Raw genomic sequence first — 21,782 nt, 5'->3', positions numbered from 1 at the left:
TCATCCCTCGCTTTCCGTGGTGCTCCCGGGGCCGGCCGGGGCCCCGAGGCGCTTCTCGAACGGCAGCGGCCCGATGGTCTCCGGATCCGCGGCGGTGTCGAACAGCGGTGTGTACCCCGCCGCCAGATACAGCCCGCGGGCCTCCGGCTGGCGCGGGCCGGTGGTGAGGAAGACCCGGTGGTAGCCGCGGGCGCCCGCCACGCGCTCCAGCTCCGCGACGACCAGCAGCCCGAGCCCGCGCCGCCGGTGGGCGGAGTGGGTCCAGATCCGCTTCAGCTCCGCGGTGCCCGCGTCGTAGCGGCGGAAGGCACCCCCGGCGACCGGTTCGCCGTGCTCCAGCAACAGCAGCAGGGTGCCGTGCGGCGGGTCGAACTCCTCGGCGGGGTAGCGGGCCAGCTCGCCGTGCGCGTCCTTCCCGTAGCGCGCGGAGTACTCGTGGCCCAGCTCGGCCAGCATCGGCCGCACCAGCGGATCGGAGGCCGAGGTCCGCCGCCAGGTCAGCCCGCGGGGTTCGGCGACGGAGGTCATCGGCCCGCCTCGGCCAGGCCCCGCGTACCGCGCGGCGCGCCCGCCGCGTCACGCCGGGCGACCTCGGCGCGTACCAGCGGGATGACATGGCGCCCGAAGTCGATGGCGTCGCCCAGCAGGTCGTACCCCCGGGCCGAGATGATGTCCACGCCGAGGTCGTAGTAGTCCAGCAGGGCCTGCGCGACCGTCTCCGGGGTGCCGACCAGCGCGTTGGAGTTGCCCGCGCCGCCCGTGGCGGCGGCCGTCGGCGTCCACAGCGCCCGGTCGAAGCGCTCGCCCGACTCCGCGATCGCGATCAGCCGCTGCGCCCCGGTGTTCTCCGGGGCGAGCCGCGGGTGGTCCCGTACGACCGTACGCCTGCCCTGGGCCGTACGTTCCTTGATCGTGGCGACCGTGCGGTGTGCCTTCTCCCAGGCCAGCTCCTCCGTGGGGGCGATGATCGGCCGGAAGGCCACCTGGAAGCGCGGCGGGGCCGGGCGCCCCGCGGCCCGTGCCGCGGCCTTCACCGCCTCGATCTGCTCCGCCGTCCTCGCCAGCGGCTCGCCCCACAGGGCGTAGATGTCGGCCTCGGCCCCGCCCGCCGCGTACGCCGCCGGCGAGGACCCGCCGAACGAGACGTCGGGACGCGGCTGCTGGACCGGGAAGACATCGCTGACGAAGTCGTGGAACCGGTAGTGCTCGCCCTCGTGGTCGAAGGGCTCGTGCGACGTCCAGACGCGCTTGACGATCCCGATGTACTCGCGGGTGCGGGCGTACCGCTGGTCCTTGGTGAGGGTGTCGCCCTCACGGCCCTGCTCGCGATCGTTGCCGCCGGTGATGAAATGGACGGTGAGCCGCCCGTCGCTGATCCGGTCCAGCGTCGCGAAGGTCTTCGCGGCGAACGTCGGGTACGAGACGTTCGGGCGGTGCGCCAGCAGGATCTGGAGCCGGTCGAGGCGGGAGGCGACGTACGCGGCGGCCGGCGCCGGGTCGGGCGAACCCGAACCGTACGCGAACAGCACCCGGTCCCAGCCGTGGTCCTCGTGGGCGCGGGCGAGCCTGAGTGTGTACTCCTTGTCGAACGAGGCGCCGGAGCGGGATGTCGTCTCCGACCCGTCGTGGGTGGCGGCGATACCGAGGAACTCCACAGGCATGACGGACCTTTCGTACGGAGGCCGGGGCGTGGCGGGACGGCTACTACGGCATGCCGAACCGGCCCCGGGTCAGGGCGACATGAGCGGACACACGGGGGATGTGCGCAGGGGTGTGCGTGACGACGGACGGCGCGTCGTACGGACGTGCGCCGGGAGGAGCCGGGAGGGGGAGAACGGCAGCGTGCGCCCGGTGAAAGAGGAACTCGGCCCGCGACGGGGTCACCGAGGGAGGGAGGGGCCGGTCAGGCGGCCCGCTGCCGGGTCAGGCGCGACAAGAGGCGGACCACACGCGACCGAAGTCGATGTGGCCGCGGGTGACCAACGGCTGCTGCTTTTGCATGGAGCCAATTGAGCACGGTACGTCTGCCGAAGTCAACATGTGCTCGCACCGTGGGCACCGGCGTACTTGACACCCGTCCGTCGTACGCCCGTACGATCGAGCGGTGCCCGGCGCCGGCGGGCACGGGCGGGCTGTGCCGCGCGTCCGTGGTGACTCCGGTACGCACCGGCCGTGTTGAGGGACGCGGTACGTGTGACGACGACACCCTGCTCACCAGATCCGCGCCACACCGGCGCATCGCCTGCTCTCCCGATCCTCGATCTCGCGATCCCCGATCTCCCGATCTCCCGATCTCCCGATCTCCAGATCTCCTGATCCCCGCGGAGCCCTCACATGTCCCTGTCGCCCTCGCTCGACGGACCACGCGCACCCCTGGCGACCGCCGCACCGGGGAACTCCCCGCAGCCCTCGGCGGAGCCCGGTGAACCCACCCGTATCGTCCCCCGGCGCCACCCCGGCCGCTGGCTGTCGGCCACCGTCGCCCTGCTGTTCCTCGCGATGGCCGTCCACTCGGTCGTCCGCAACGAACGGTTCCAATGGGGCGTGGTCGGCCGGTACTTCACCACACCCGCCGTCCTCGACGGCCTGCTGCTCACCCTCTGGCTGACCGCGGCCGTGATGGTGCTCGGCTTCCTCATCGGCACCTTCCTCGCGGTGCTGAGACTCTCCGCCAACCCCGTTCTCCAGACTCTGAGTTGGGGCTACATCTGGATATTCCGCTCCACGCCGCTGCTGGTGCAGCTGCTCTTCTGGTTCAACATCGGCGCGCTCTACCCGACCCTGGGCCTCGGCCTCCCCTTCGGGCCGGAATTCCTCACCTTCACGACCGTGAACCTCTTCGGGCCCGGCCTCACCGCGCTCATCGGACTGACCCTGCACGAGGCCGCCTACGCGGCGGAGGTGGTGCGCGGCGGCATCCTCTCCGTCGACGCCGGCCAGATGGAGGCCGCCGCCTCGCTCGGCCTGAGCCGGTGGCGGGTGCTGCGCCGGGTGATCGTGCCGCAGGCGATGCGCTCCATCGTCCCCACGGCGGGCAACATGCTCATCGGCACCCTCAAGGGCACCAGCATCGTCAGTGTGCTCGCGGTCCAGGACCTGCTCTTCTCCGTACAGCTCATCTACAACCGCACGTACGAGATCATCCCCCTGCTGATGGTCGCGACCATCTGGTACGTCATCGTCACGACCGTGCTGTCGGTGGCGCAGTTCTTCGTCGAACGTCACTACGCGCGCGGCGCCGCCCGTGAACTGCCGCCCACTCCGCTGAGCCGGCTGCGCGGCCACGTCACCGCCCTGCGCGTCCGGGTCGCGGCCCCGGGCCGCCGGGGAGAGCCTGGACGGGGGGCCGGAGGCGACGGCGGAGAGGAACGATCCACGTGAAGAGTACGGACGGTAACGGTTCGGCAAGCCACGCGGGGGCAGAGGTCGTCGTGGCCCTCACCGACGGGGTGAAGGAGGACGCGCACGCGGTGTTCAGCGCGCTCCGTACGGCCTACTCCTGCGACCGCGCGGCCGACGACCGACCGCAGGCGGTGCCCGGAGTGCGCCCGACGGTGTGGGTCGCGACCTTCGACACGACGGAGACACGGCGCGACCCCGGCACCACCCGGCTGACGGCGCCCGTCGTGGCCACCCTCCAGGGCGGCTACTCGGCGGTGGACCACGTGCGCGAGACCCTGGCCTCGGCCTTCACCGTCCGTGTCGTCGGTACGGCCTCGGGCGACCAGGAGGAAGAGGTCCAGGTACGCCTGGAGAGCCGGTGACTCCGGGGCACCCGTCGACGACGGCCCGCCCGCCGCCGACGAGGACCGCCGGCCGTCGACGAGGGCCCCGGCGAGGTCCCGCGCCCGTCCGTGTTGCGGGTTCGGCCGTTCGGCGGCAACCTGAGGGTGACCCAGACGTGGCCTTCGCTCACGCTTCGTGCTCGGGGACCGCTGGTACACCGTGCTGACGCCGGTACCACGCGGTGAAGCACGTGGGCCCCTCCCGAGGAGCCGGCACCATGACCGTTCCGCCCGACTGCATGTGCACCGGGCGTCCGCACCCCGGACGCCCTTGTCAGGACCGCCGCTACGCGGTGGCGTCGTACACCTCGCCCGAGCACGTGGCGCGGCTCCGGCGCACCGTCGCCGCGCACCTGCGGCACTGGAGGCTCGATCTGCACGCCGAGCCGGTGGCCCGCGGCGTCGCCGAACTGCTGTCCCGTGCCCACCGGCACTCCGGACCCGACAACAGGTGTGTGGTGGAACTCCGTTGGAGCGGCCGTCATCTCACCGCCTCCGTCGAGGACGGCGACCCGCGTCTGCCGCGCCTGCGCACGGCGGGGGACAGCGGACTGGCCCGGGTGGCCGCGCTCAGCGACAGCTGGGGCACCTGTGCCACGGCGGACGGCAAGGTCATCTGGTTCACCAGGAGCGTCCGGGCACCGCAGAACGTGTTCAGGGTGGTCCCGCCGCCCCTCGTACCGCTGGACACGGCGCTCCTCGACCCCGTACCCCCGAGACATGGCCCCGTACTCGTACCCCTGCCCCTGGCGTGAGCGAGGCGGTGTCACTCCACGTCGGCCTCGGGAACGAGATGGACGGCGGCCTCCTCCGCCGACGCGGCCGCGCCGTCGATGCCGACATCAGTGGCGATCATGTCCTTCTCGGCGTCCTCGTGGGCGCCCTCGTCCGGGGCCACCAGCCGCCCGGACCGGTGGTCGCCCACCTCGTCGTCGAGCAGTTCGCCCTCGCCGTACGGCAGGTCCCCGATGCCGTCCCCGTCCGGCGCGCACACCTCGGGGACCTCCTCGGCGAGGCGCTGATCGAGCGTCTCGCCCGCCGAGCGCTCGGCGGCGGTCGTCCCCCTGCACTCGACGCCCAGAGGCCGTTCGGGCGGCGACCAGCCCTCGTCGAAGGGGTCGGAGCCGCGATCCAGCAGTGTGTCCTCGGCGTCGAGGATGCCCTGGTCGTCGCCGACCTCGGAGCCGTCGGGCTGGTAGACCTCGTCTCCCATCGCCGCAGCGCTGTCGCCGCTCACGTCGCTCTCCGTTCTCCTCGCGCCCGGAGCCGGGACGGACGGCCGTGGCCGCCCTCCGCCTTTCCACCCTCCCACCTCACACCACCGTGTCAAACGGCGGCAACCGACCCCCGAGCGCCCCGCCCTGTTGCGCGGTACGGCGAAGCCGGGAAGGGTCCTGAGAAGCCGGGACGGCGGGGGCCGGCGGACCGATTCGAGGAGGAATCGCCATGCCCATCGCGACGGTGAACCCCGCCAGCGGAGAGACGCTGCTGACCTTCGACCCGCTGGGGGCCGAGGAGATCGAGACCCGCCTGGCCGCGGCCCACAGCACGTTCCGGGCGTACCGCACCACCGGCTTCGACGAGCGGGCGGGGCTGCTGAACCGCGCCGCCGACCTGCTGGAGCACGACGAGGCGGACATCGCCCGCACCATGACCACCGAGATGGGCAAGCCCGTCGCCGCGGCCAGGGCCGAGGCCGCCAAGTGTGTGAAGGCGATGCGCTGGTACGCGGACCGCGCCGCTGAACTGCTCGCCGACGAACACCCCTCGGACGCCGACGTACGGGACTCCGGCGCCGCCCGCGCCGGCGTCCGCCACCGCCCTCTCGGGGTGATCCTCGCCGTCATGCCGTGGAACTTCCCGCTCTGGCAGGTCGTACGGTTCGCGGCCCCGGCCCTCATGGCCGGCAACGTGGGCCTGCTCAAACACGCCTCGAACGTTCCGCAGACCGCCCTCTACCTGGAGAACCTCTTCCGCCGGGCGGGCTATCCGCCCGGCTGTTTCCAGACCCTGCTGGTCGGGTCGGACGCGGTCGAGGCCGTCCTGCGCGACCCCCGGGTGGCCGCCGCCACCCTCACCGGCAGCGAAGCGGCCGGCCGCGCCGTCGCGGCCGTCGCGGGCGACGAGATCAAGAAGACCGTCCTGGAACTGGGCGGCAGCGATCCGTACATCGTGATGCCCTCGGCCGACGTCGAACGGGCGGCGAGGACCGCGGTGACCGCCAGGACGCAGAACAACGGCCAGTCGTGCATCGCCGCCAAGCGTTTCATCGTCCACGAGGACGTCTTCGACACCTTCGCCGCCCTGTTCACCGCCGGCATGCGCGACCTGACCGTCGGCGACCCGATGGACGAGTCCACCGACATCGGCCCACTCGCCAGCGAGCGGGGCCGCGCGGATCTGGAGGAACTGGTCGAGGACGCGCTGGGCCGGGGAGCGACCGCGCTGTGCGGCGGGCAGCGCCCGCAGGAATGCGGCAAGGGGTGGTTCTACGAGCCGACCGTCCTCGCCGGGATCACGGACGCGATGCGGATCCACCACGAGGAGACGTTCGGCCCCGTCGCCACGCTCTACCGGATCAGGGACCTGGACGAGGCGGTGGCACTCGCCAACGACACCCCGTTCGGGCTGAGTTCCAACGTATGGACGCGTGAGGAGCCCGAGGTGCGCCGCTTCGTACGCGACCTGGAGGCGGGCGGTGTGTTCTTCAACGGCATGACGGCCTCGCACCCCGCCCTCCCCTTCGGCGGCGTGAAGCGTTCCGGGTACGGGCGGGAGCTGTCGGGCCAGGGCATCCGGGCCTTCTGCAACACGACCACGGTGTGGCACGCCCCGGACACCGGCGACCGGTGAACCGCGACCGGACCGGCACGCCCCGTCCCGTACTAAGTTGGTCGCCATGAGTAATCTTGATCGTCAGGCCACCGCCACCGTCTGCGGCGGCCGCGGCTTCGTCGTCGCCGAGCCGGTACGAGAACTCCTGAGCCCCCGCGCGGTCCGGCTGGGCGAGTCCACCGAGGTCCGCAGACTGCTGCCCAACCTCGGCCGCCGCATGGTGGGCGCGTTCGCCTTCGTCGACCACTACGGGCCCGACGACATCGCCGACGAGCCCGGCATGCAGGTCCCGCCCCACCCGCACATGGGGCTCCAGACGGTGAGCTGGCTGCACGACGGCGAGGTGCTGCACCGCGACAGCCTCGGCAGCCTCCAGACCGTACGCCCGCGCGAACTCGGTCTGATGACCGCGGGCCGGGCGATCTCCCACTCGGAGGAGAGCCCCCGCTCCCACGCCCGTTTCCTGCACGGCGCCCAGCTCTGGGTCGCGCTCCCGGACGCCCATCGCGAGGTCACACCGCACTTCCAGCACCACGCCGACCTGCCCGTCGTCACCGCCCCGGGCCTGACCGCCACCGTCATCCTGGGCGCACTCGACGGCGCGGTCTCCCCGGGCACCACCTACACCCCCCTGGTCGCCGCGGACCTCGCACTGGGCGGCGGCACCGAGACCCGTCTCCCTCTCGAACCCGACTTCGAGTACGCGGTCCTGTGCATGTCCGGCGAGACCGAGGTCGACGGAGTACCCGTACTCCCCGGCTCCATGCTCTACCTCGGCTGCGGCCGCACCGAACTCCCCCTGCGCGCCCGGTCCGACGCGGGACTGATGCTCCTCGGCGGTGAGCCCTTCGAGGAGGAACTGGTCATGTGGTGGAACTTCATCGGCCGTTCGCATGAGGAGATCGAGGCGGCCCGCAAGGACTGGATGGAGACCTCCCGCTTCGGCGAGGTACGCGGCTACGCGGGCGACCGCCTCCCGGCCCCCGAACTGCCCCCGGTGGCCCTGAAGCCACGGGGAAGGGTGCGCTGACCCGCGGCGACCGCTGACCCGCGGCGACGCGTTCGGCACGACTCCGGCCCCGTGCGCCCTCGGTGGGCCCTGCCGACCCGGTTGAGGAACGATCGTTCTTGACTGATCGTTCCTCAACCGGCTATGGTCGTGCCATGGGTAGGCCAAGAGCGTTCGACGAGGACGAGGCGGTGCGCGCCGCCGTAGGGTTGTTCGGCAGCCGCGCGTATGACGGTGTGTCCGTCGACGATCTCGTCACCCACCTCGGCGTGCACCGCAACAGCCTGTACAAGACGTTCGGCAGCAAGCGCGGCCTCTACCTGGTCGCCCTGCGCCGCCACCTCGCGGACGATGTCCGTCCCTTGGCCGACGCGCTCGCCGCGGCATCGGACGCGGCGACCGCGCTGCGGCTCGTCACATCGGCCGACCTCGGTCTGCTGCTGCTCGCGGCGGTCGACCGGGCGCCGGTCGACGAGGAGGTCGCCGCCGAGGTGATGGCCGCGTTGGGTGCCGTCGACAAGGCACTCGCCGACGCGCTCGGCATTTCCGCCGACCTGGCCGCCGCCCTCACGGCCGCCGCGCTGGGCATCCTCCTGCGCGGCAATCCCGACGGCGTCGGCACCGCGCTGTCCCAACGCCTCGATCCTCTCGCCTGACAAGGAAAACCGACATGGCACTGGTCCGTATCGACGGCGACGACCTCGTCGTCGTGATGGAGGGGCTCGGCAAGCTCTGGGCCCTCAAGAGCAGCTTGACCATCCCGCTGGTCAACGTCCGTGGCGCGACTGTCGACCCCGGCATCGCCGCCGATCCCAAGGGGGTTCGCGCGCCGGGCACCCGCGTACCCGGTGTGATCACGGCGGGCACCTTCCATCTCGACGGCGAGACGGTCTTCTGGGACGTCAAGGATCCGTCGAAGACCGTCGTGGTCGAACTCGCCGACGAGCGCTACGCCCGCCTGGTCCTCCAGGTCGACGACCCCCGCGCGACCGTCGCGCTGGTCGAGAACGCCCTGAACTGAAAGAGGCTGGCAGATGTTCCTTCGCTTAACCGCGGTCGTGCTGGCCTTGACCGCCGTGACCGCCACCCCGGCCCAGGCGACTCCGCGTCTCGTGCCCGCCGCCGACCGCGAGGTCGTCTTCACCGTCGACGGGACGACGACGTACGGCACCCTGCATGTTCCCGAGCACCGTGCCGGACAACGGCTGCGGGCGGCGCTGCTGCTGCCCGGCAGCGGCCCCACCGACCGCGACGGCAACCAACCATCCGCGTCCACCTCGAACGCCCTGGCGAAAGTGGCCGACGCGCTCGGCGACGATCGGGTCGCCACGCTGCGATTCGACAAGTACGGCACCGGCCGCACCGGGCTCGGCGCCTACCGCGACCACCCGGAAGAACTCGACTACCCGGCATTCGTCCGCCAGGCCAGGGCCGCCTACGAGGAGTTGCGCGATCAGCCGGAGACCGACCCGCGCGCGCTGCTGGTCGTCGGGCACAGCGAGGGCGCGATGACCGGGCTGCTGCTCGGCGGCACCGTCCGCCCGCGCCCGGCCGGCCTGGCACTGCTGCAACCGCAGGCGATCCGTCTGCTGGACCTGGTCGCGCTGCAACTGCACGCCCAGATCGCCGAGGCGACCCGGCAGGGCCAGCTCACCCCGGAGCAGCAGCGCGTGATCGACGCGGCGGTGGACGCCGCCGTCACCGCCCTGCGTGAACGCCGGCCGGTCGACACCACCGACCTGCCGCCCGCGGTCGCCCAGCTCTTCCAAGCCTTCCAAGGGCCGAGCGCCCGGTTCGTGCAGAGCGACGACGCCATCTACCCGCCGGACACCGTCGCGGCCCTCCGGCCGGGGACCAAGGTGCTGCTGACGTGCGGCACGAACGACGTCCAGGTTCCCTGTTCCACGACGAACGCACTGACCGCCGCCCTGCGCCGCGCACCCGTCGAGGGACCGGGCCGGGTGCCGCTGCCCGGAGTGGACCACCTGCTGCACGACGCCGACCACCCGGACACCCTCGCCCCGGCCGTGCTCGACGCCTTGCGCCGGTTCACGGAACGCTGAGGCAGTCCGGGAGCGGCACCCCGAAGCAGGCCCAAGGGTCCCGCTTCAGCTGCCCAGAAGTTCGCTCTCGATCAGCTCTATGACCGGCCCGTGCGCCAGACCTTCCAGGTACACGAAGCGGGCCTGTTGGGCAATCGTGGCGTCGAAGGCCACGCGCGGCCTCCTGAGCAGATTGTCGATGCGATGAGGGGCGGCGCGGCGTTCTTGTCACCGATAGTCTCCGCGGCGTCATCGCGCGGATCGTCACGGACGGCTGGGATGCCTCAGTTCCCGGCCGGACTCACCACCCGCCGGCTTCGGGGATGATGAGCAGGTGAACTCGGACGTCGCGGCCCGGCTCGGAAGGTGGCAGCGGCATTGGCAGCTTGCCGCGGCCGCAGCAGTGGGCCTTTGGATCTGGCTCTATATCGGCCTGGGAATGAAGTGGCCGTCGGCTGACAGGGGCGCTTGGTATCTCATCGGTGATCCGTCGGTGGCTCTCGGCTGCCTGACAGCCTTGGTGTGGCGCAGGCGATACCCGCTGGCGGTCACTCTGACGGTCGCCGTTGTCTCCACCGCCTCCTCGTTTGCCACCGGTGTCGGACTGTTGGCGCTGGCCTCGGTCTCCACCCGCCGGCGCCCGATGGAGATCGGGGCCGTCACGCTCGCCTACCTGATCGCGTCCCACTTCCTCGTCGGGTCCCACCCCGTGGAGAGCCCACCCGGCTCGCCCACGTCCTTCTACAGACTCGTCGTCCCGCCCCTGTTGGCCGGCATCGCGGTGGCTGCGGGTGTGGCTGTCGGTGCGCGACGCGTCGAGGTACGAACCCTTCGCGCGCGGGCACACAGAATGGAACGGGAACAGAAGGCACGTGCGGCGCAGGCCCAAGCCCAGGAACGCAACCGCATCGCCCGGGAGATGCACGATGTCCTCGCCCACCGCATCTCCCTGATCGCCATGCAGGCCGGAGTGCTCAACCACCGCACAAACCTCCCCGCCCACGAAAACCGGACTCTCGTTCACGGCATCGCCGCCGGCTCTCACCAAGCCCTCGAAGAACTACGCGACGTCCTCGGCGTTCTGCGCGCCGGCCCACCGCACTCAGAACTCACCCAGCCCTCCCTGCACGGGATCCCCGACCTGGTCGCGGACGCCCGTACCTCAGGACTGCACGTGGCGCTCACCACCACCGTGAGTGGGACGCCACCCGACACCATCGGACGAACCGCCTACCGAATCGTCCAGGAAGGACTGACCAACGCCACCAAACACGCCCCCGGCGCACACATCCACATCACCCTGGAAAGAGCAGCCGGCAACCAGCTCCACGTCACCGTCAGCAACTCACCCGCCCTCACGAACAACCCGGCAAGGACCCACCCACCACCATCGGGATACGGACTGCGCGGCCTCGCCGAACGCGTCGGCCTCGCCGGCGGCAAGCTCGATCATCACCCCACACCCGACAACGGATACATCCTCACCGCGCAACTCCCATGGCCGGCCTCCACCCACGGAACCGACACCTGAACCGGTACTTCAGGCGAACCGCTTGGTGCTCCGCCGAAAGGCCCAGATGACGACCACCGCGGCCAACGCGGTCAGCGGGACACCCATGATGATCTTCGCGGCCGCCAGCCATCCGGTGGAGTCCTGGAGATAGAGCCACTGCATGACGACGAAGCGGGCGCCGAAGACGGTCGCCGCAGACAGGGTCGCGATGTCATGAGCGCGCAGTACGGTCCGGTCGGCGCGCCAGGCGTGTTCGCCGCCGTGGAGCAGGTTCCACACGACTCCGGTCACCGGCCGGCGTGCCACCACGGAGCAGAACGTGGCGAGGAAGCCCGCAAACGCCATCCAGATACCGACGACGAAGAAGTCCTTCGCCGAGCCGGTCCAGGCAACCACCCCCGCGGTGACGGCGACTCCGGCGAGGCTGCCGACCGCCGTGCCGAAGCGCTCACCGCGGATGAGCCGGAACACCATGAGTGCCAACCCGGTGCCGAGCGCGACGAAGAGAGTCAGTGGCAGCGGCAGGAAGGTGTTGGCGGCCACGAAGATGACAACCGGAATGGTGGAATAGGCGAACCCCATCGGGCCGCCCAGGGATTCGAGCGCCGTCGGCTTCGCCGTGGCAGGCGGTTGCGTCGGGGCAGGGGCCGTCCCGGGCTCTGGAACTCGGTCACGACCGTTGTCTACAAGGTGCATTTCTTCCTCATGCAGAAGTGAGTATCTGAAGCCTCGGAACCTGAGCCGTGACAACTCATCCGCGTCGGTGGGCACGCCATGGAAGCTCGGCACCTGAGCAAGTCTGTTGGTACGGCGCGGGCTGGTGCATCGTCCTGGCGGGCGAAGCCGCCTTGGACCAGGGTCTAGGTCGCGTCATCCGCCAGTCCGATCTCGCGGAGTGCGAGGCGGGTGATCGGCCATGTGCACAGGGACGTCACGCCACACCGGGCAAGAAAAGCCGGGGTGTTCGGCCGTCACGCGCCGCGAGTGGGGCGGTGCAGGTAGGTGCCGACGGGCTTGCCGGTGACCCGGCCCGCCCGCAGGATGTGATGGCCGCGCAGGAAGGTGTCGGTGACCCGGGCGGTCAGCCCGAAGCCTTCGAACGGGGTGTACTCCTGCGCCGACTCCGACTCCCCGGCACGCACCGTCCAGGAGCGGCCCGGGTCGACCAGGGCGATGTCGGCGTCGAAGCCGGGTGCGAGGCTGCCCTTGGCGCGCAGCCCGTAGCGCCGGGCCGGGTTCCAGGAGGTCAGTGCGGCGATCCGGCCCAGGGGCAGGCCGCGCTTCGTCCCCTCGGTGATCAGGCCCGGGAGGAGGTATTCGGCTCCGCCGAACCCGGACCTGGCGAGGAAGACATCGTCCTCGGGCTCACCGAACTTCGCCTCCTCCCGGCAGCACGCGTGGTCGCTGACGACCCAGTCGACGGTGCCGTCGAGCACGTACTCCCAGAGCGCCTCGACGTCCTCGCGGGGCCGCAGCGGCGGGTTGACCTTGCCGCCGAGGCCGTGCGCGGTGGTGATGTCGGCGAGCAGGTGCCCGACGGTGACCTCGCGGCGGAAGTCGATGTGCGGGAACGCCCGGCTCATCCGCACGGCCGCGTCGACCGCCTTGCGGGACGACAGGTGGAGCAGATTGACCGTCGGCAGCCCGGTCTCGTGCGCCAGGTAGGCGGCGATGGAGACCGCGAGCCCTTCGGAGTGCTGTGGCCGGGAGGCGCTGTAGGCGGCGAGCCCGGTCAGGTCGCCCGCCTCCTCGACCAGCTCGGTGTACGCGGTCATGATCTCGGCGGTCTCGCAGTGCAGGGAGAGCGAGATCTCTTCGGCGAGGTGGGGGAAGCGCTCGCGGGCGGCCTGCACCCCGCGCATGACGAACTCGAAGTGCGCGTAGTCGTACCGCTCGTTCTCGGGGATCATCAGGAACGCGCTCTGGTCGGCGGACCTGCCGTGCAGGCCGTGGCTGCCGTAGAACATGAAGATCTTGAACGAGGTGACGCCGAACCGCTCGATCAGGGCGGGAATCTCGCCGATGTGTCCGCGTGACATCGGCGCGAGGTGGAAGCCGTAGTCGACATGGGCCCGGCCGGCGGTGGCGTCCAGCACCTCGGGGAAGAAGTCGCCGTACGCGCCTCCCTTGTTGAGGTAGTACCGCCCGGTCCGCATGTAGGTCAGGGCGGTGGTGACGCCGCCCTGCGCGCACGCGCGGCTCTCGGTCGCCGCGTCCTCGGCGAGCGGATTGTAGATCCCCCAGTGCTGGTGGGCGTCGACGACGCCGGGGAACGCCAGCCGGCCCCCGGCGTCGACCACCCGCCGGGCGCCTTCCATGGCGATGCCGGGGGCCACGGCGGCTATTCGCCCGCCACTGACGGCGATGTCCGCGGGGCGCGCGCCGTCCTGGTCGTGGTGGACGACACGGGCGTTCTTCAGCACCAGGTCGTACTCGGTCACGGTGAACTCCGTAAGGTGTCAGGCGGCCCGGGCTCCGCCACGGGCCGGCCGCCGAAGCCGTTCTGATCCGCGCTCATGTCCCGGTCACGCGGACCCGGTCACCCGGCCCTCCTCGGCCCAGAAGACGAAGCGCTTCTGGGCGAGACGGACGGTGAAGTGGGCGACGAGGCCCACCACGGAGAGCACCACCAGCACGGCGAACATCCCTGCGATGTCGAAGTTGTAGTTGGTCTGCAGCAGGAGGTATCCGAGGCCCTCCTTCGCCCCGATGAACTCGCCGACGACGGCGCCGAGGATCGAGAAGACGATCCCGATGTCCAGACCGACGAAGATGAAGGGGAGCGCGCTCGGCAGCCGGACCATCCTGAAGACCTCGAACCTGCCCGCGCCGAACACCGTGAGCATCTGGATCCGGTCGGCGTCGGCCGAGCGCAGCCCTTCGATCACGTTGACCAGCATCGGGAAGAACGCGATCACCGCCGCCATGACGACCTTGCTCGTCATGCCGAAGCCGAACCACACGACGAACAGCGGCGCGAGAGCCACCTTGGGCACCGTCTGGAAGGCGACGATGTACGGCATGAACGTGCGCTCGACCAGCCGCACTTGCGCGATCACCGTACCGAGCACCAACGCGGCCGTCGCGCCGAGGAGGAAGCCGTACAGCGACTCCAGCAGTGTGACCCTCAGATGGCGCCAGAACAGCGGGTCGAGCAGCTGGGTCCACAGGGCGTCGGCGATCCGGGAGGGACGCGGCAGCAGATAGTCGTCGATTCCGAAGGCGGGGACCGCGAACTCCCATATCAGCACGACGATCACGAAGACGGCGGGCACGAGCAGCAGTTCGGGGCGCTCCCTGACGGTCCTGGCCCTGGGGAACCTCATCGGTCGATCACACCGGCGCCGTCGAAGTGCTTGCGGATCCGCTCGACGAAGACCCCGGCCCGGTCCGAGGCCATGGAGCTGAGCGCGCGCGGGCGCCCCAGCTCGATGTCGACGATCTCGGCGATACGGCCGGGGCGGGGGCTGAGGACCACCACCCGGTCGGAGAGGAAGACCGCCTCGGGGATGGAGTGGGTGACGAAGACGATGGTCTGGCCGCTCTCCCGCCGGATCCGCAGCAGTTCGACGTTCATGTGGTCGCGGGTCAGGGCGTCGAGGGCGCCGAACGGCTCGTCCATCAGCAGCACGGCCGGATCGTGCACCAGGGCCCGGCAGATTCCGGTGCGCTGCTGCATCCCGCCGCTCAGCTCGTGGGGGTACTTGTCCTCGAAGCCGTCGAGGCCGGCCATCGCGAGCAGCCGCTCGGCCCGCTCCCGGTACACCCGGGCGTCGAGTTTCCGCACCTCCACGGGCACCATCACGTTCTGCAGTACGGTGCGCCACGGCAGGAGGGTGGCCGCCTGGAAGACCATGCCCACCTCGGGCAGCGGACCCGCCACCTCATGACCGGCGACCCGGACCGTCCCCCGGCTCCCCGGGACGACCCCGGCGAGGATCTTCAGCAGGGTGGTCTTGCCGCACCCCGAGGGGCCGACGACCGAGACGAACTCGCCGCGCCGGACCGTGAAGGTGACGTCCGAGAGTGCGTGGGTCGGCTCGGACCTGCGCGGCCGGTAGGTCTTGTGCACGGCGTCGACCTCGATCCAGCGGCCTTCGTCCACGTCGCGCGCGGGAACACCGCCCCGGCCCCGCGCGCTCCGGCGGCGGCCCAGAGCCCTGATCACCATGGCGGCCTCCCCTCCCTGCCTTCTGACGGTGTGTCCGGTCGCTATCCGGCGGCCTTCGCCTTCTCGATCACGGCCGCCGGGTCGAAGTCGTTCGCGTCCTGGAGCAGGCTGCCGTCCCACAGCTCCGGGACCGGGACGTCCTTGGTGATCTGGCCGGACGTCCTGGTGTAGGCGACCGTCTTGCGCCATTCCTCGTCGCCGATCGCCCCCCAGTCCCGGAAGCCCTCGGGCTCACCGGTGACCGGGACCGCGGTTTTTATCCACGCCTCAAGGGTCTTGGTGTCGTCGGCGACGCGGTCGGCGGCCTTCTTGCCGGCCAGCAGCTGGGGGAAGGCCCGGTAGCCGTCACGCATGGCGGCGCCGGGATTGACGGCGGAGAAGAGCAGTGCCTTGTACGAGGCGCGCAGGTAGCGCGTCAGCACGTCCTTCTTCTCCCGCAGGGTCTTCTCGGTCACCGCGAAGGTCAGGGACCGGATGCCTTCGAAGGCGGCGGAGTTGTCCAGGTAGCGGAACTCCGTGCCGGTGTTCTCGATGGTGGTGTACGCCTGCGTGAACAGGGCGAGGACGTCGACCTTGCCGGCCTCCAGCGCGGACAGGGCCTGCGCGCCCACCCCGACCGGCAGCAGATCGATGTCCTCGGCCGCGTCCAGCCCGGCGTCGGCCGCGTACGCACGGGCGAAGATGGCCGAGCCGGAGGCGAGGCTGATGACACCGATCCTCTTGCCCTTGAGGTCGGCGGGGGACGTGATCCCGCTGTCCGGCAGGACCGCCATGCGCCAGGGCCAGTTGCGCACCAGGCCGCCGACGGCCTTGACCGGAACGCCCTTCTCCCGCGCGGCGAGGATGGCTCCCGCGTCGGCCGGCGCGATGTCGGCGCTGCCGGAGGCGACGGCCTGGACGGCGGCGACCGAACCGTCGGTGTTGATCACGTCGACCTTCAGCTTCTCCTGGGAGAAGTAGCCCTCGCTGTCACCCACCGCGTAGGTGGCGACTTCTTCCTTGGGAGCCATCACGGCCGAGGGTATGGCGAGGCCGAGCGTGGCCGGGGTGTCCGGGCCGCCGTCGGTGGACGGCTCGGATCCTCCCGCGCAGGCGGAGAGCGCCAGGAGGGCGGCGAGAGCGGCGGCTGCCACGCCGAGTCGTGTGGCCCCGGCGCCACGTCGTGAGGACTGCTTCATGTTCGGCACCTCAATCCATCCGGTGGAGCAAGGGTGTCCGTCGACCGGGACCGGTCATGGTCAGGTCGTTGCCGATGTGCCGGTGTGGAGCCCGCGGACGCGCTGCTCGACGAGGTTCGCGGCGGTATGCAACCCGCTGCGGGCCCGGACGGTCCCGGAGGCTTCCCTCAGCCTACGCCGGAGACGGGTGTCACGGAGCAACTTTGTCAAAGCGTCACGCGCGGCCGGCCTGGTGCCGGAGATGAACTCCGGTACCAGGCCGGTGGATTCCCACTGCGCGCAGGAGGGCACGGGACGCGTTGTCGAAGAGCCGGTCATGGCCCCGTAGTCCGCTACGGAACGCGGGTCAGCCGGCGGTGCGGCGGCCGGGGCGGTGGGTGGCGGCCAGGAGCGCGGCGCCCGCGACGAGTGCCGTGCCGCTCACCCAGGCGACGGCCGCCGTGCCGCTGCTGCCGGTGGCGGCCAGCATGCCCGGCGTGTTCGGGGAGGTCCGGGGTGCGCTGATGGTCTGGGTGCCGGGCTGGTTGCCGTTTCCGCCACCGCCACCGCCACCGCCACCGCCACCGGCGGTGGCGTCCGGGCCGGGCGTGCCGCCGTTGGCCCCGCCGTTCTTCACCCGCACCGTGAACTGGGCGGTGTTGTTGGCCTGGTGGGTGTCGAACGCCAACTCCACACCGTTCACCGACATGGTGCGCATCGTGGCACGGGTGGTGGCCGGTGCGTCCTCGGCGACACGCAGCGTGAACGGCAGCTCCACGGCCTGGCCCACGGCGAACGGCGAGCGGAACGCGCACATGTACTGGGGGGCGCCCGGGCGGGGGTCGTCCGTTCCGAGGCCGTTCCAGGGGCGGCAGCGCTCGGGGACCTTCACCGCCGTGGTGCCCTTGGGAATGTCGACCAGCAGCCCGATCTGGTCGTCGGAGGTGAGGAGGTCGAAGGTAGCGGGTCCGTCGTTGCGCAGCTTGGCCGTCAGCGTCACCTCCGTGCCGGGGCCGGCCTCGGCGGTGGCGGAGTCGCCGGTGACGGCGAGATCGGCGGTGTTGGCGGCGTTGACCATCCACATCCCCTGTTCCGTCACGGTGCCGGGCGGGGGCGCCTCGCCGTCCGGCACCAGCGTGAGCACGGGTGCTTCGCCGCTCGGGCCGGAGTCCTTGGAGCCGGCGCCGCGCGGGTCCGCGGCGGTACGTACGGCGTCGGCCGGCGGCTTCACCCGGTAGTCCAGGAACTCGAAGAGCGCCGTCCCCTTGACGTCGAGGCCCACAGGGGCCGACAGCCGGTAGCGCTTGCCCGGTTCGACCGGTGTGGCGATCCGGCAGACGGCGGACTCCAGCGTCCGCCCATGGCCGGAGGGGAGGTCGTCGGTCGTGCCGTAGGCGCAGTTGGCGAACCGTGGTGCGAAGCCGAGGCCCTGGGTGGTGGTCAGCTTCAGTTCCACACCGGGCGACGTGAGCGAGCCCATGTTGGCGACGGTGATCGGGGCCCCCAGCGAAGTCCCGGGCTCCGCACCGTCCTTCGGCGGCAGATGGTTGACGACCAGTTCCATGGTGCCGACGGTGACCTGCACGGTGAGGGGGGCGATCGTCGCGTTGGAGGACGTCGCGGTGAGCCGGGCGGTCCCGGTGGTGCCGAGCGGGGCGTCCGGCTTGGCCAGCAGTTCCAGGAGGCCGCCGGTGAAACCGTCCGCCTCGACGTCCCTGACCGGCCAGGAACACAGGTTCTCGGCGCAGCGGACGCCCTGGACGTCGGCGAATTCGGAGATGCCGGACACGTCGATGGTGACGACCACGTCCTTGGCGGTGCCCCCGTCAGGATCGCCGGGCAGGCCCCAGCCGATCTGCGCCGGGTCGTTCGGGTACACCAGCGGTTGCGGCAGACCGATCTTGTCCCGGGCGACGGTGAAGTTCAGTTCCGGACCGTACTGCGCGGCGCCGCTGTCCGACGGTTCGGCCTGGGCGGGAGCGCCGACGAGCCCGACGCCGAGCAGGGCGACCGCGATGGCGGTCAGGGCGGCAGAGCGCCGACGCCGTCCAGGGAATGACATGTCGCATACACCCTTCCGTTCAGTGGAAGCCTTCTCACGGATGCCTGGTGTGACAGATGGGTGCGGCGAATGGTTGTGCGGCGTGGCTGTTCCGATCATTCCCGTCGCCATCCGGGAGGTGGGCGCGTGCCGCGTTCTGCCCGGCTTTGTCACCACGATTGGCGTGGTCAGGGGATGGGCGACACCCTCTTACGGGTAACACGCCGTCCGGACCGCCCTGTTGGGCACGGCGGCGGATGGAACGACGGAGGATTACGGCATGCGCAAGACGCTGCGGGAGCGGCTGCGGTACTGGTTCGACGGAACGATGGACCGTGGCACCCCGGCGTTGATCGGCTGGCTGGGGCTGGCCTCGTTAGCACTGATCACCCTGGTCTCCAGCGCGGTGGTGGTGCTGGCCCACAAGGACACGGAGGAGAACGGCGGCTGGGCGGGCGTCGTCTGGATGAGTCTGCTGCGCACCCTCGATCCGGGCACGATGGGCGGGGACACCGGACAGCCGCTGTTCCTGATCCTCATGCTCACGGTGACCATCGGCGGGATCTTCATCGTCAGCGCGCTGATCGGTGTGATCACGACCGGCCTGGAGACCCATATCCAGGAACTGCGGAAGGGCAAGTCGCAACTGATCGAACGCGGGCACACCATCGTGCTCGGCTGGTCGGACCAGATCTTCACGGTGATCGCCGAGTTGGTGGAGGCCAATCAGAGCGAGCGGCGCTCCTGCGTGGTGATCCTCGCCGACCGCGACAAGGTCGACATGGACGACGAGATCCGGCGGCGCATCCCGGACACCGGGAAGACCCGGGTGATCTGCCGCTCCGGCAGCCCCCTGCAGCGCGAGGACCTGGAGCTGGTCAGTCCGGACACCGCCAAGGCGATCATGGTGCTGCCGCCGCTCACCGACGACAGTGATATCGATGTCATCAAGGTGCTGTTGCTGCTCAACAACCGCAGATGGCCGGGGCGGCGCCCCACCGTGGTGGCCGCGGTGCAGAACTCCACCAACCTGGCGGCGGCCCGGCTGGCCGCGGGCGACGCGGCGCTGGTGATCGACGTCGACGACATCGCCGTACGGCTGATCGTGCAGGCCCACCGGCAGTCCGGGCTGTCCACCGTCTTCAACGAGCTGCTCAGCTTCATGGGCAACGAGATCTACCCCTGGAGCGAGCCGGCACTGACCGGTGCCACCTACGGGGAATCACTGACGGCATTCGAACGCGGCATCCCCATCGGCCTGCAGCGGGAGGACGGGAAGATACAGGTCAACCCGTCGATGGACACCGTCGTCGAGCGCGGTGACCGGCTGCTGATGGTCGCCGAGGATGATCTGCTCATCGAGCGGGCGGCTGCCCCGCCCACGATCGTACGGTCGGCGATCACCACGGCCGAGGCTCCGGAGCCGTTGCCCGACCGGACGTTGATCATCGGCTGGAACCCCCGGGCGGCGGAGATCGTTTCACTGCTCGACCGTCTGGTGCAGCCCGGCTCCGCGGTCGACATCGCGGCTCCCCGGCAGCCGCGGGAGGACCTGACCGGGCGACTGGAGAACCTGACCGTCGGCTTCAAACACTGCGATCCCATCAGCCGGCCGTCCCTGGAGTCCCTGGAACTGGACAGCTATCGCCATATCGTGGTGCTCACGGACGACACGATCGATCCCGGCCGGGCCGACGACCGCACCCTGGTCACCCTGCTCCATCTGCGGGACATCGAGATCCGGCTCGGCGATCCGTACTCGATCGTCACGGAGATGAACGACGACGCCAACCGCGAGGTCGCACAGGTCACCAAGGCCGACGACTTCATCGTCAGCACGAAGGTGATCAGCCTGCTGCTCACCCAGCTCAGCGAGAACCGCCACCTGGACGCGGTGTTCGCCGACCTCTTCGACCCCGAGGGTTCGGAGATCTACCTCAAACCGGCGCCGAGCTATCTCCTCCCCGGAGCCGAGGCCAACTTCGCCACCGTGATCGAGGCGGCCCGGCAGCGCGGCGAGACGGCCATCGGCTACCGGCTCGTGGAGCACAGTGACGAACCACCGCTGTACGGGGTGAGTCTCAACCCCTCGAAAACCACGCCGCTGACCCTGCGCGAGGGCGACACGGTCGTGGTGCTCGCGGAGGACTAGGAACTGCCTTCAGCCGCTTACCGTGCCGGTCCCTGCCTTCGCCAAAGCCAGTGGGCCGACTTCCAGTTGCTGTCCCGTGCCGTCTCGTCACCGGCAGCACAGCGGCCCCCTCCACCCCTTGATTACAAATCGGTCACCACTCATGCGCATCTGTCACCTGATGCCTACATCCCCCGTTACGGTCATCGCTCACGAACCACCTCAGGGGGACTCATGCCGAACAATCCGCCGCCACAGCCGACACCTTGGGGCCAGTCACCCCAGACGGGCACCAACCCGTACACCGCACCGGGTTCGCCCAACCGCCCCAAGTGGACCCGGAAGCGTGTCCTCCTCCCGGCCGCCGGACTCCTGTTCCTCGCGGGCGTCGGTATCGGTACGGGCGAGGACCCGGCCCAGTCCGAGAAGGCGTCCAGCGTCAGAGCGGCACCCGAGACACCCGCGGCGACGGTCACGGCGACCACCACCGAGACGACCGCACCTGCGCCGGCCGTCACCGAGACCGTCACGGCCAAGCCGAAGCCGGCGCCGACCGTTACGGAGACGAAGACGGTTGAGGTCACCGTCGAGCCTGCTGTCGACCCCGATCCCGACGCCGGCGGCAACGACGAGTCCGTGTACTACAGGAACTGTGCCGCCGCCCGAGCCGCCGGTGCGGCGCCGGTGCATGCCGGGGATCCGGGGTACGGGCCGAGAGCACAGCGGTTTCTCTTGGGGAAAACTGTGGTGCTACGTGATTCGACGCGGATCGGTGCAGCTCAGCGGTTGTGCAGGGGACGATAGCGCGTGCAACACATGTGGTGCTATCGCTGGATCGGGCGAACGAGCGATGGCATCCCGTCGTACGTGGCGTCGCATGACATCAGCTCCGATCGGTAGACGTCAGCGGCGCAATGGCCGTGGGGAGATTCAGAGCGCCGACCGGGTGTCCCACTTCTTCCGTCACCAAGCGGCGGAGCTGCGGGCGGAAGTACCCGGGTAGCCGGTGCGGCACAATCGTCGACGTGTTCATGGCAGACGCACAGGACATGCCGGACGAACGGCCACGGCCCGTCCGAGCACATGGGCGGGGACCAG

Annotated in this window: 20 protein-coding genes; 11 read left to right on the top strand and 9 right to left on the bottom strand. The window is 70.5% G+C overall.

Annotated elements, in window-relative coordinates; genetic code table 11:
• Positions 1-528 carry a GNAT family N-acetyltransferase gene (locus tag AB0P17_RS10130; RefSeq protein WP_365809346.1) on the bottom strand — a complete coding sequence of 176 codons (528 nt, stop codon included), beginning with the start codon at positions 526-528 and terminating at the stop codon, positions 1-3.
• The gene (locus AB0P17_RS10125; RefSeq protein WP_365809345.1) at positions 525-1,661 is read right to left on the bottom strand and encodes an LLM class flavin-dependent oxidoreductase; all 1,137 of its coding nucleotides are present in this window, start codon (positions 1,659-1,661) and stop codon (positions 525-527) included. Before AB0P17_RS10125 ends, AB0P17_RS10130 begins: the two co-directional genes overlap by 4 nt.
• 673 nt (positions 1,662-2,334) lie before the next feature.
• Between AB0P17_RS10125 and AB0P17_RS10120 the strand changes: the two genes are divergently transcribed.
• The 3 genes from AB0P17_RS10120 (at position 2,335) to AB0P17_RS10110 (ending at position 4,540) form a co-directional block, all read left to right on the top strand.
• Positions 2,335-3,381 (top strand): amino acid ABC transporter permease, encoded by a 1,047-nt coding sequence (locus AB0P17_RS10120; RefSeq protein ID WP_365809344.1) that lies wholly within the window; start codon positions 2,335-2,337, stop codon positions 3,379-3,381.
• Positions 3,378-3,764, top strand: a complete 387-nt coding sequence (locus AB0P17_RS10115) for a hypothetical protein (RefSeq protein ID WP_365809343.1) — start codon at positions 3,378-3,380, stop codon at positions 3,762-3,764. Before AB0P17_RS10120 ends, AB0P17_RS10115 begins: the two co-directional genes overlap by 4 nt.
• 239 nt (positions 3,765-4,003) lie before the next feature.
• Entirely contained in the window at positions 4,004-4,540 is a 537-nt protein-coding gene (locus tag AB0P17_RS10110) for an ATP-binding protein (protein ID WP_365809342.1), read from the top strand.
• Between the two features lie 11 nt (positions 4,541-4,551).
• Here AB0P17_RS10110 and AB0P17_RS10105 read toward each other — a convergent pair whose 3' ends face one another.
• On the bottom strand, positions 4,552-4,998 hold the full coding sequence (locus AB0P17_RS10105) for a DUF5709 domain-containing protein (RefSeq protein WP_365809450.1): 447 nt from the start codon (positions 4,996-4,998) through the stop codon (positions 4,552-4,554).
• Positions 4,999-5,231: 233 nt separating this feature from the next.
• On the opposite strand from AB0P17_RS10105, the gene AB0P17_RS10100 reads away from it, so the two are divergent.
• The 6 genes from AB0P17_RS10100 (at position 5,232) to AB0P17_RS10075 (ending at position 11,202) form a co-directional block, all read left to right on the top strand.
• Positions 5,232-6,638 carry an NADP-dependent succinic semialdehyde dehydrogenase gene (locus AB0P17_RS10100; RefSeq protein ID WP_365809341.1) on the top strand — a complete coding sequence of 469 codons (1,407 nt, stop codon included), beginning with the start codon at positions 5,232-5,234 and terminating at the stop codon, positions 6,636-6,638.
• A gap of 46 nt (positions 6,639-6,684) precedes the next feature.
• The gene (locus AB0P17_RS10095; RefSeq protein WP_365809340.1) at positions 6,685-7,650 is read left to right on the top strand and encodes a pirin family protein; all 966 of its coding nucleotides are present in this window, start codon (positions 6,685-6,687) and stop codon (positions 7,648-7,650) included.
• A gap of 134 nt (positions 7,651-7,784) precedes the next feature.
• The gene (locus AB0P17_RS10090) at positions 7,785-8,285 is read left to right on the top strand and encodes a helix-turn-helix domain-containing protein (RefSeq protein ID WP_365809339.1); all 501 of its coding nucleotides are present in this window, start codon (positions 7,785-7,787) and stop codon (positions 8,283-8,285) included.
• A gap of 14 nt (positions 8,286-8,299) precedes the next feature.
• On the top strand, positions 8,300-8,650 hold the full coding sequence (locus AB0P17_RS10085; RefSeq protein ID WP_365809338.1) for a hypothetical protein: 351 nt from the start codon (positions 8,300-8,302) through the stop codon (positions 8,648-8,650).
• A 13-nt stretch (positions 8,651-8,663) separates the two neighbouring features.
• Positions 8,664-9,692, top strand: coding sequence for an alpha/beta fold hydrolase (locus AB0P17_RS10080; RefSeq protein WP_365809336.1), 1,029 nt, complete (start codon positions 8,664-8,666; stop codon positions 9,690-9,692).
• A 313-nt stretch (positions 9,693-10,005) separates the two neighbouring features.
• Positions 10,006-11,202 carry a histidine kinase gene (locus AB0P17_RS10075; protein ID WP_365809334.1) on the top strand — a complete coding sequence of 399 codons (1,197 nt, stop codon included), beginning with the start codon at positions 10,006-10,008 and terminating at the stop codon, positions 11,200-11,202.
• Positions 11,203-11,211: 9 nt separating this feature from the next.
• Here the strand turns inward: AB0P17_RS10075 and AB0P17_RS10070 are convergent, their stop codons facing one another.
• From AB0P17_RS10070 to AB0P17_RS10045, 6 genes are all read right to left on the bottom strand, one after another.
• A complete protein-coding gene (locus AB0P17_RS10070; RefSeq protein ID WP_365809333.1) occupies positions 11,212-11,766 on the bottom strand; it encodes a DUF3159 domain-containing protein in 555 nt (184 codons plus the stop codon).
• Positions 11,767-12,155: 389 nt separating this feature from the next.
• Entirely contained in the window at positions 12,156-13,625 is a 1,470-nt protein-coding gene (locus AB0P17_RS10065) for a dihydroorotase family protein (protein WP_365809332.1), read from the bottom strand.
• 84 nt (positions 13,626-13,709) lie between these two features.
• Complete coding sequence (locus AB0P17_RS10060; RefSeq protein WP_365809330.1) at positions 13,710-14,510, bottom strand: ABC transporter permease; 801 nt, start codon at positions 14,508-14,510, stop codon at positions 13,710-13,712.
• Entirely contained in the window at positions 14,507-15,355 is an 849-nt protein-coding gene (locus tag AB0P17_RS10055; protein ID WP_365809329.1) for an ABC transporter ATP-binding protein, read from the bottom strand. The genes AB0P17_RS10060 and AB0P17_RS10055 overlap by 4 nt, the downstream gene beginning before the upstream one ends.
• 41 nt (positions 15,356-15,396) lie before the next feature.
• Positions 15,397-16,533, bottom strand: a complete 1,137-nt coding sequence (locus tag AB0P17_RS10050; RefSeq protein WP_365809327.1) for an ABC transporter substrate-binding protein — start codon at positions 16,531-16,533, stop codon at positions 15,397-15,399.
• A 346-nt stretch (positions 16,534-16,879) separates the two neighbouring features.
• Entirely contained in the window at positions 16,880-18,574 is a 1,695-nt protein-coding gene (locus AB0P17_RS10045) for a hypothetical protein (RefSeq protein ID WP_365809326.1), read from the bottom strand.
• A gap of 259 nt (positions 18,575-18,833) precedes the next feature.
• On the opposite strand from AB0P17_RS10045, the gene AB0P17_RS10040 reads away from it, so the two are divergent.
• Both AB0P17_RS10040 and AB0P17_RS10035 read left to right on the top strand, forming a co-directional pair.
• A complete protein-coding gene (locus tag AB0P17_RS10040; protein ID WP_365809324.1) occupies positions 18,834-20,705 on the top strand; it encodes a potassium transporter TrkA in 1,872 nt (623 codons plus the stop codon).
• A 213-nt stretch (positions 20,706-20,918) separates the two neighbouring features.
• Positions 20,919-21,488 (top strand): excalibur calcium-binding domain-containing protein, encoded by a 570-nt coding sequence (locus tag AB0P17_RS10035; protein ID WP_365809322.1) that lies wholly within the window; start codon positions 20,919-20,921, stop codon positions 21,486-21,488.
• Positions 21,489-21,782: the final 294 nt, after the last annotated feature.

Source organism: Streptomyces sp. NPDC088124 (assembly GCF_040685895.1).
Taxonomy (GTDB): domain Bacteria; phylum Actinomycetota; class Actinomycetes; order Streptomycetales; family Streptomycetaceae; genus Streptomyces.
Note: the sequence above shows the minus strand (reverse complement) of the source record. Positions and strands in the feature narration are given on the sequence as shown.

Bases quoted from the DNA above. Each gene is read 5' to 3' on its own strand.
- AB0P17_RS10130 (WP_365809346.1), bottom strand. From the start codon at position 528: ATGACCTCCGTCGCCGAACCCCGCGGGCTGACCTGGCGGCGGACCTCG.
- AB0P17_RS10125 (WP_365809345.1), bottom strand. From the start codon at position 1,661: ATGCCTGTGGAGTTCCTCGGTATCGCCGCCACCCACGACGGGTCGGAG.
- AB0P17_RS10120 (WP_365809344.1), top strand. From the start codon at position 2,335: ATGTCCCTGTCGCCCTCGCTCGACGGACCACGCGCACCCCTGGCGACC.
- AB0P17_RS10110 (WP_365809342.1), top strand. From the start codon at position 4,004: ATGACCGTTCCGCCCGACTGCATGTGCACCGGGCGTCCGCACCCCGGA.
- AB0P17_RS10105 (WP_365809450.1), bottom strand. From the start codon at position 4,998: ATGGGAGACGAGGTCTACCAGCCCGACGGCTCCGAGGTCGGCGACGAC.
- AB0P17_RS10100 (WP_365809341.1), top strand. From the start codon at position 5,232: ATGCCCATCGCGACGGTGAACCCCGCCAGCGGAGAGACGCTGCTGACC.
- AB0P17_RS10095 (WP_365809340.1), top strand. From the start codon at position 6,685: ATGAGTAATCTTGATCGTCAGGCCACCGCCACCGTCTGCGGCGGCCGC.
- AB0P17_RS10090 (WP_365809339.1), top strand. From the start codon at position 7,785: ATGGGTAGGCCAAGAGCGTTCGACGAGGACGAGGCGGTGCGCGCCGCC.
- AB0P17_RS10085 (WP_365809338.1), top strand. From the start codon at position 8,300: ATGGCACTGGTCCGTATCGACGGCGACGACCTCGTCGTCGTGATGGAG.
- AB0P17_RS10080 (WP_365809336.1), top strand. From the start codon at position 8,664: ATGTTCCTTCGCTTAACCGCGGTCGTGCTGGCCTTGACCGCCGTGACC.
- AB0P17_RS10070 (WP_365809333.1), bottom strand. From the start codon at position 11,766: ATGGGGTTCGCCTATTCCACCATTCCGGTTGTCATCTTCGTGGCCGCC.
- AB0P17_RS10060 (WP_365809330.1), bottom strand. From the start codon at position 14,510: ATGAGGTTCCCCAGGGCCAGGACCGTCAGGGAGCGCCCCGAACTGCTG.
- AB0P17_RS10055 (WP_365809329.1), bottom strand. From the start codon at position 15,355: ATGGTGATCAGGGCTCTGGGCCGCCGCCGGAGCGCGCGGGGCCGGGGC.
- AB0P17_RS10050 (WP_365809327.1), bottom strand. From the start codon at position 16,533: ATGAAGCAGTCCTCACGACGTGGCGCCGGGGCCACACGACTCGGCGTG.
- AB0P17_RS10045 (WP_365809326.1), bottom strand. From the start codon at position 18,574: ATGTCATTCCCTGGACGGCGTCGGCGCTCTGCCGCCCTGACCGCCATC.
- AB0P17_RS10040 (WP_365809324.1), top strand. From the start codon at position 18,834: ATGCGCAAGACGCTGCGGGAGCGGCTGCGGTACTGGTTCGACGGAACG.
- AB0P17_RS10035 (WP_365809322.1), top strand. From the start codon at position 20,919: ATGCCGAACAATCCGCCGCCACAGCCGACACCTTGGGGCCAGTCACCC.